Source organism: Streptomyces albidochromogenes (assembly GCF_005981925.1).
Classification (GTDB): domain Bacteria; phylum Actinomycetota; class Actinomycetes; order Streptomycetales; family Streptomycetaceae; genus Streptomyces; species Streptomyces albidochromogenes.
In genome coordinates this window covers 1-5,727 of sequence record NZ_VBVX01000371.1, presented here as the reverse complement: position 1 = coordinate 5,727, position 5,727 = coordinate 1, and the positions used below count along the sequence as shown (strand labels likewise).

Genomic DNA, 5,727 nt, shown 5'->3' with positions numbered 1-5,727 from the left:
CGAGGGTGGGGCACGTAGGAGCCTGGAGACAGGGGGCGTTTCCGCCGCATTCCCGCTAGGAGATTGCCGTGACCGCAGCCGACTACGACATGAAGCCGGACACCGCGTTCCTCGACGACATCGCGGAGGTGTTCAGGAAGCACCCCCGGGCCGCCAAGAAGTACGGCCTGGCGAGCTTCACACTCGAGCGCAAGATGGGCATCGACTACGCCCGGAAGTACGGAGTCTCCCGGATCGAGGGCGACCGGATCATCACCGAGTTCCGTGATCGTGAGAATGACCCCGAGGTCATCCGGATGCAGATCTGCGTCAAGTACGAGCTGCGGGGACAGGACCTGGAGTGCGTGCACTGGGAGGAAGCCCTCGAGTGACCGCCCCCGTGCGGTGACGTGCGGTGCCCGGCCGCTCCCGCGGGCCCGGCGCCGGCGCATGAGTACGGCCGGAGCCCCCGCACAGTGGGCTCCGGCCGTGGTTCAGGTGGCGTACGGGGTCAGAGGGCGAGGCCCGTGAAGACCATGACCCGCTCGTACGTGTAGTCGTCCATCGCGAACCGCACACCCTCGCGGCCGACGCCGGACTGCTTGACGCCGCCGTACGGCATCTGGTCCGCGCGGTACGACGGGACGTCGCCGACGATCACGCCGCCGACCTCCAGCTCGCGGTGGGCGCGGAAGGCCGTCTGCAGGTCGTGCGTGAACACGCCCGCCTGGAGGCCGTACTTGGAGTCGTTGACCGCGGCGAACGCCTCGGCCTCGCCCTCCACCTTGCGGACCGTCAGGACCGGTCCGAAGACCTCCTCGCAGGAGACCGTGGTGTCGGCCGGCACGTCGGCGAGAACGGTCGGGGCGTACGAGGCGCCCTCGCGCTTTCCGCCGGTCAGCAGGCTCGCGCCGGCCTTGACGGCCTCGTCGACCCACGACTCGACGCGCTTGGCGGCGTCCTCGTTGACCAGCGGGCCGACGTCGGTGGAAGCGTCGTCCGGGTCGCCGGTGACCTGGGCCTCGACGGCCGCGACGATCTTCGGGACGAGACGCTCGTACACGGACGCGTCGGCGATCACGCGCTGCACGGAGATGCAGGACTGGCCGGCCTGGTAGTTGGAGAAGGTCGCGATGCGGGTCGCGGCCCAGTCCAGGTCCTCGTCCGAGGCCCAGTCGGCGAGGACGACGGCCGCGCCGTTGCCGCCGAGCTCCAGGGTGCAGTGCTTGCGCGGCACCGAGTCCATGATCGCGTAACCGACCTTCTCGGACCCGGTGAACGAGATGACGGGCAGCCGCTCGTCCTGCACCAGCGCGGGCATCTTGTCGTTGGCGACCGGCAGCACCGACCACGAACCGGCCGGCAGGTCGGTCTCGGCGAGCAGCTCACCCAGGATCAGGCCGGACAGCGGCGTGGCGGGCGCCGGCTTGAGGATGATCGGGGCGCCGACGGCGATGGCCGGGGCGACCTTGTGCGCGCACAGGTTCAGCGGGAAGTTGAACGGCGCGATGCCGAGGACGGTGCCGCGGGGGAAGCGGCGCGTCAGGGCGAGACGGCCGACGCCACCGGCGTCGGTGTCGAGGCGCTGGGCCTCTCCGCCGTTGAAGCGACGGGCCTCCTCGGCGGCGAACCGGAACACGGAAACGGCGCGGCCGACTTCGCCGCGGGCCCACTTGATCGGCTTGCCGTTCTCGGCGGAGATCAGCTGCGCGATCTCCTCCGTCCGCTCCACGAGACGCTTGCTGACGTGGTCGAGGGCGGCGGCGCGGACGTGCGCGGGGGTGGCCGCGTACTCGGCTTCCACGGCGTGCGCGGCGGCGACGGCCTCTTCGACCTGCGCGTCGGTGGGGATGCTCACGGTACCGACGAGCCGGCCGTCCCAGGGGGACGTGACGTCGAACGCGTCCTCGCCGGTGGCCTGGCGGCCGGCGAGCCAGAAGGCGTGGGTGGAAGTCATGTCGTTTCCGGCCCTTCCGAGGGGGTGGGTGCTGATGCCACCACGGTAGGGGTGCGAGGGCCGCAGGTCGTTTGTCCGACGTGGAGTGCTGCGCGTCGCGGGGACGCCGGTTTGGAGGACGACGGGGGTGCGGGCCCTGGCGCGGGCGGTGCGGCGCGGGCCGTCTGTGGCGCGTTTCCCCTACGCCCCTTCCCGAACTGGGCTCCGCCCCAAGCCTCGCTCCTCGAACGCCGGAGGGGCTGGAGCGTGCCGGCGAGCTGGGGCGTGTCCGCTGCACGTGTTCTCCGCTGCGCGGCACGTCCGGCGTCGGCCGGCGCATTCCAGCCCGTCCGGCGTTCGAGGACACGCCCTGAGGGCGTCCGGGGTCCGCCCGGCGGCGTTCGCGTCGCGCGTCGGCCCACGGCTTCGCCTCAGGTGGAGCCGGACCCCGCCCCGGAGGTCGCCTTGAGGGCCAGCCACAGCTCCATCCGTACGTCCGCGTCGTCCAGGGACCGGCCCAGGATTTCCTCGACCCGACGCATCCGGTAGCGCAGGGTGTGCCGGTGGACGCCCAGGTCCGCCGCCGCCGCGTCCCACTGGCCGTGCCGGGAGAGCCACGCCCGCAGGGACGCGATGAGGTCGCCCCGGCCCTTCGCGTCGTGTTCGTGCAGCGCCCGCAGCGTCCCGTCGGCGAAGGACCGCACGGCGTCGTCCGCCAGCAGCTGCATCACCGAGCCCGCCGCCAGCTCCTCGTGCTCGACCAGCGCGCGGCCCCGCCGCCGGGCGACCGAGAGGGCCTGTTCCGCCTGCTTGTACGCGCCGACCGCCGTGATCGGCCCGGCCGGCGCCGAGAGGCCGACGACCAGGTCGTCGGCGTCCGCCGGCTCGTGCGGCCGCGCCGAGTCGCCGCGCAGCGCCTCGGTCTGGGCCAGACACGCCTCCACCGCTTGGCCGCCGTCCGCCGCCAGGACCACCAGCCGTTCACCGTCCGGCACCACCAGGACCGGCTCCCCGGCCCGCAGCGCCGCCGACTCCATCGCGTCGGCGAGCGCGCCCAGCGGGTCGGTCGCGGCCGGCGCGCCCTCCGCGTCGGCGGCCGCCGGTTCGGCGATGAGCAGCCGGAATGGGGCGTCCAGCAGCGCCCCGTACAGCTCCCCGGCCACCGCGCGGGCGTGGTCCGGCTCCCCCGCCAGCAGCATCCGCAGCACCGCCGCGCCGAGCCGCTGCTCGGCCGCCTGCAGTGACCGCGACCGCTCCGTGGTCAGGGTCAGGAGCGCGATGGCCGAGTGCACGGCGTACCGCTCGGCCGTGCCCAGCGGAGCCCCGGTGCCGACCGCCAGTACGCCCCGTACGCGCCGCCCCGCGCCCAGCGACTGGAGTTCGACGCGGTCGTCCGCCTCGGCGTCGCCGGCGGCCCCGCCGCCCCCGACGACGGAGCTCGCGGGCGCCGGCCGCTCCCGCAGCCGCTCCACGTCGGCGGTGAGCCGGGCGGCCCGGCGCGCGGCCCAGTCCGGGGCGGCGGCGACCACCGCGCCGGACATGTCGTACAGCGCGGCCCAGCCGTTCACGTGCGACGCGAGCCGGGCCAGCAGGTCACCGGGCCCGTCCCCGGACAGCGCCGCCTTCGTCAGCTCGCGCTGCGCCTCGAACCCGGCGGTCACGGCGCGGTACTGGTCGGCGGCGTTGGCAGCGGAGACGGCCTTGCTGATGGCGAGGAAGGGCGTACGCCGGGGCACTTCCAGCAGCGGCAGGCCCTCCTGGGTGGCGGCGTCGACGAGGGCCTGCGGGATGTCGTCGTAGTGGACGCCGATGGCGAAGCCGAGTCCCACGACGCCCGCCCCGGCCAGCCGCCGCACGTACTGGCGCATCACTTCCGGATCCTCAGCCTCCAGCTTCATGGCGGTGACGAGGAGCAGTTCGCCGCCTTCCATGTACGGGACGGGGTCGGGGAGCTCACTGACATGGGCCCAGCGCACGGGCGTGTCCAGCCGGTCCTCACCGGCGCGCACGGTGAGCTTGAGCGCCGAGTGGTGGACGAGGGAGGCGAGGGTGGGCGGCATGGACGGCTGACCTTAAGGACGGAGGGGTGGTGCGGCGGCGGGGTCGAAGCGGAGGGTTTACGCCGTCGCGTATGAACGGCTCACTTCGATTCTGCCAGGACGTACGGGTACCCGGCACCACGCCACTCAGCCGCCCGCTCTGCCGCCGCTCAGCTCCGCAGGTCCACCAGCAGCGGCGGGGCGTGCTCGCCGCGCACCGTGGTCAGTGACAGCACCGCGTGCCCTGCGGGCACCGAGTGCGCCAGTTCGGACGCGGACCACCGCTCGCGCTCGACCTTCCGTACCGTGATCGCGTCCGTCGTCACGGCCTTGCCGGTCACGATCCGCCGGAAGACGTGCAGGGCACGGGTGAGCGGCTGGTCGGCGAAGACCGTCCGGCTCGTCACATCGCGCGTCTCGACCCATTCGGTCCCCCATGCCTCGGCGAACCGCTTCCCGTCCCAGGTGGTGACGCCCGAGAAGGCCATCCGGCACCCCACCGCGCCGAGCAGCGCCGCGTGCAGGTGCTCCGGTACGTCGTCCAGCGACCGCAGCGTGATCACCGCGCCCGCGTGGGCCGACCGCAGGCGCTGGATGGCGCGCACGGTCTCGGCGGTGATCGCGCGCGTCGCGTCGTCGAGCACCAGGCAGGCGAAGAGCGACCGGTCGGCCCGGTGCGCGGCGCTCGCCGTGAACTGGGCGAGGACGAGCCGTGCGAGCATCCGGGACGCCTCGGCGTGACCGCGCTCGGGGAGGTCGATCCGGACCCGCAGCGGGTGTTCGAGGGAACGCAGCGAGAAGGGCCGGGTCCGGCCGCTCGTGTCGAAGAAGGAGGCGAACGCCGGCCGGTCGAGCAGCGCGACCCGGTCGGCGAGCGCGAGCCCCGGGTCGCCGGGGGTGCCGGACTGGCGCGCCCGCGCGTCGAGTTCGCGCCGGAGGGCGTACTGCGAACCGTCGTCCAGAGCCTCGCGCAGCGCGCCCAGCGCGGCGGGCACGCCGTCGAGGAGCTCGCGCAGCTCGGGTACGGACGGGAACCGGCCGTGGGCGGCGCGGTAGGGGCCGAGGAGCTGGGCGAGGGCGGTGGCGGCGCGGCGGCTGTCGACATCGGGGAGGTCGCCGACGAAGCCCTCGGCGAGCACGGCGGCGGCCTCGTCCGGGTCGGTGGTGCCGCCGTACAGGTCCAGGTCGTACACGGAGGCCGGGTCGCCGAGCTTGATCACGACGTCGTACGCCTCGTCCGGGCCGAGGGGCGTCCCGGCCGCCGCGACGGCGATGACGGCGGCCTGGCCGGCCAGGGCCTGAAGGGCGAGCGATTCGACGACGGGCCGCACCAGGGCCCGGGTCTTGCCGGTGCCGGGCGGGCCGACGGCGACGAGGGAGGTGCCGAGCAGCTCAGGGTCGAGGGCGAGGCCGGTGCCGCGCCGGGCGTAGGGATTGCGCTCGCCCGGATGGACGGTGCCGAGCCGGACCTGGCGGGCGTACAGGTCGTGCGCGGCGGCGCGTACGGGCAGGTCGCGCGCCCCGGAGGGGTGGGTGCAGGCGGCGGCGCCGTTGCGCAGGACCGTGTCGGTGAATGCGCTCAGCCGGGTGGGGTCGGCCCGTACGGACTGCCAGGCGCGGCGGATCCGGGTGTGGTCGACGTCGTTCATCCGCCCGGACCTGGTCTCCTCCGCGAGCCGGGCGGCGGCCTCGGCCTGGCCGGCGTCGCGCAGCTCGGGCCAGGCGGCGGGGTCGGCGGCGGAGCCGGGTTCGGTGCGGGGATCGGGCACGGCG

4 protein-coding genes are annotated in these 5,727 nt (G+C 74.3%); 1 reads left to right on the top strand and 3 read right to left on the bottom strand.

Features of this window, described 5'->3' with window-relative positions:
* Window positions 1-68 precede the first annotated feature (68 nt).
* On the top strand, window positions 69-371 hold the full coding sequence (locus E2E34_RS30290; RefSeq protein ID WP_244316271.1) for a hypothetical protein: 303 nt from the start codon (window positions 69-71) through the stop codon (window positions 369-371).
* A gap of 119 nt (window positions 372-490) precedes the next feature.
* On the opposite strand, the gene E2E34_RS30285 is transcribed toward E2E34_RS30290, so the two are convergent.
* The 3 genes from E2E34_RS30285 to E2E34_RS30275 all read right to left on the bottom strand — a co-directional run.
* The gene (locus E2E34_RS30285; RefSeq protein WP_138905062.1) at window positions 491-1,936 is read right to left on the bottom strand and encodes an aldehyde dehydrogenase family protein; all 1,446 of its coding nucleotides are present in this window, start codon (window positions 1,934-1,936) and stop codon (window positions 491-493) included.
* Between the two features lie 410 nt (window positions 1,937-2,346).
* A complete protein-coding gene (locus E2E34_RS30280) occupies window positions 2,347-3,975 on the bottom strand; it encodes a PucR family transcriptional regulator (RefSeq protein WP_138905061.1) in 1,629 nt (542 codons plus the stop codon).
* Window positions 3,976-4,124: 149 nt separating this feature from the next.
* Window positions 4,125-5,727: type IV secretory system conjugative DNA transfer family protein (locus E2E34_RS30275; RefSeq protein ID WP_138905060.1), on the bottom strand; the 1,603-nt coding region annotated here is incomplete at its 5' end.

Bases quoted from the DNA above. Each gene is read 5' to 3' on its own strand.
- E2E34_RS30280 (WP_138905061.1), bottom strand. From the start codon at position 3,975: ATGCCGCCCACCCTCGCCTCCCTCGTCCACCACTCGGCGCTCAAGCTC.
- E2E34_RS30285 (WP_138905062.1), bottom strand. From the start codon at position 1,936: ATGACTTCCACCCACGCCTTCTGGCTCGCCGGCCGCCAGGCCACCGGC.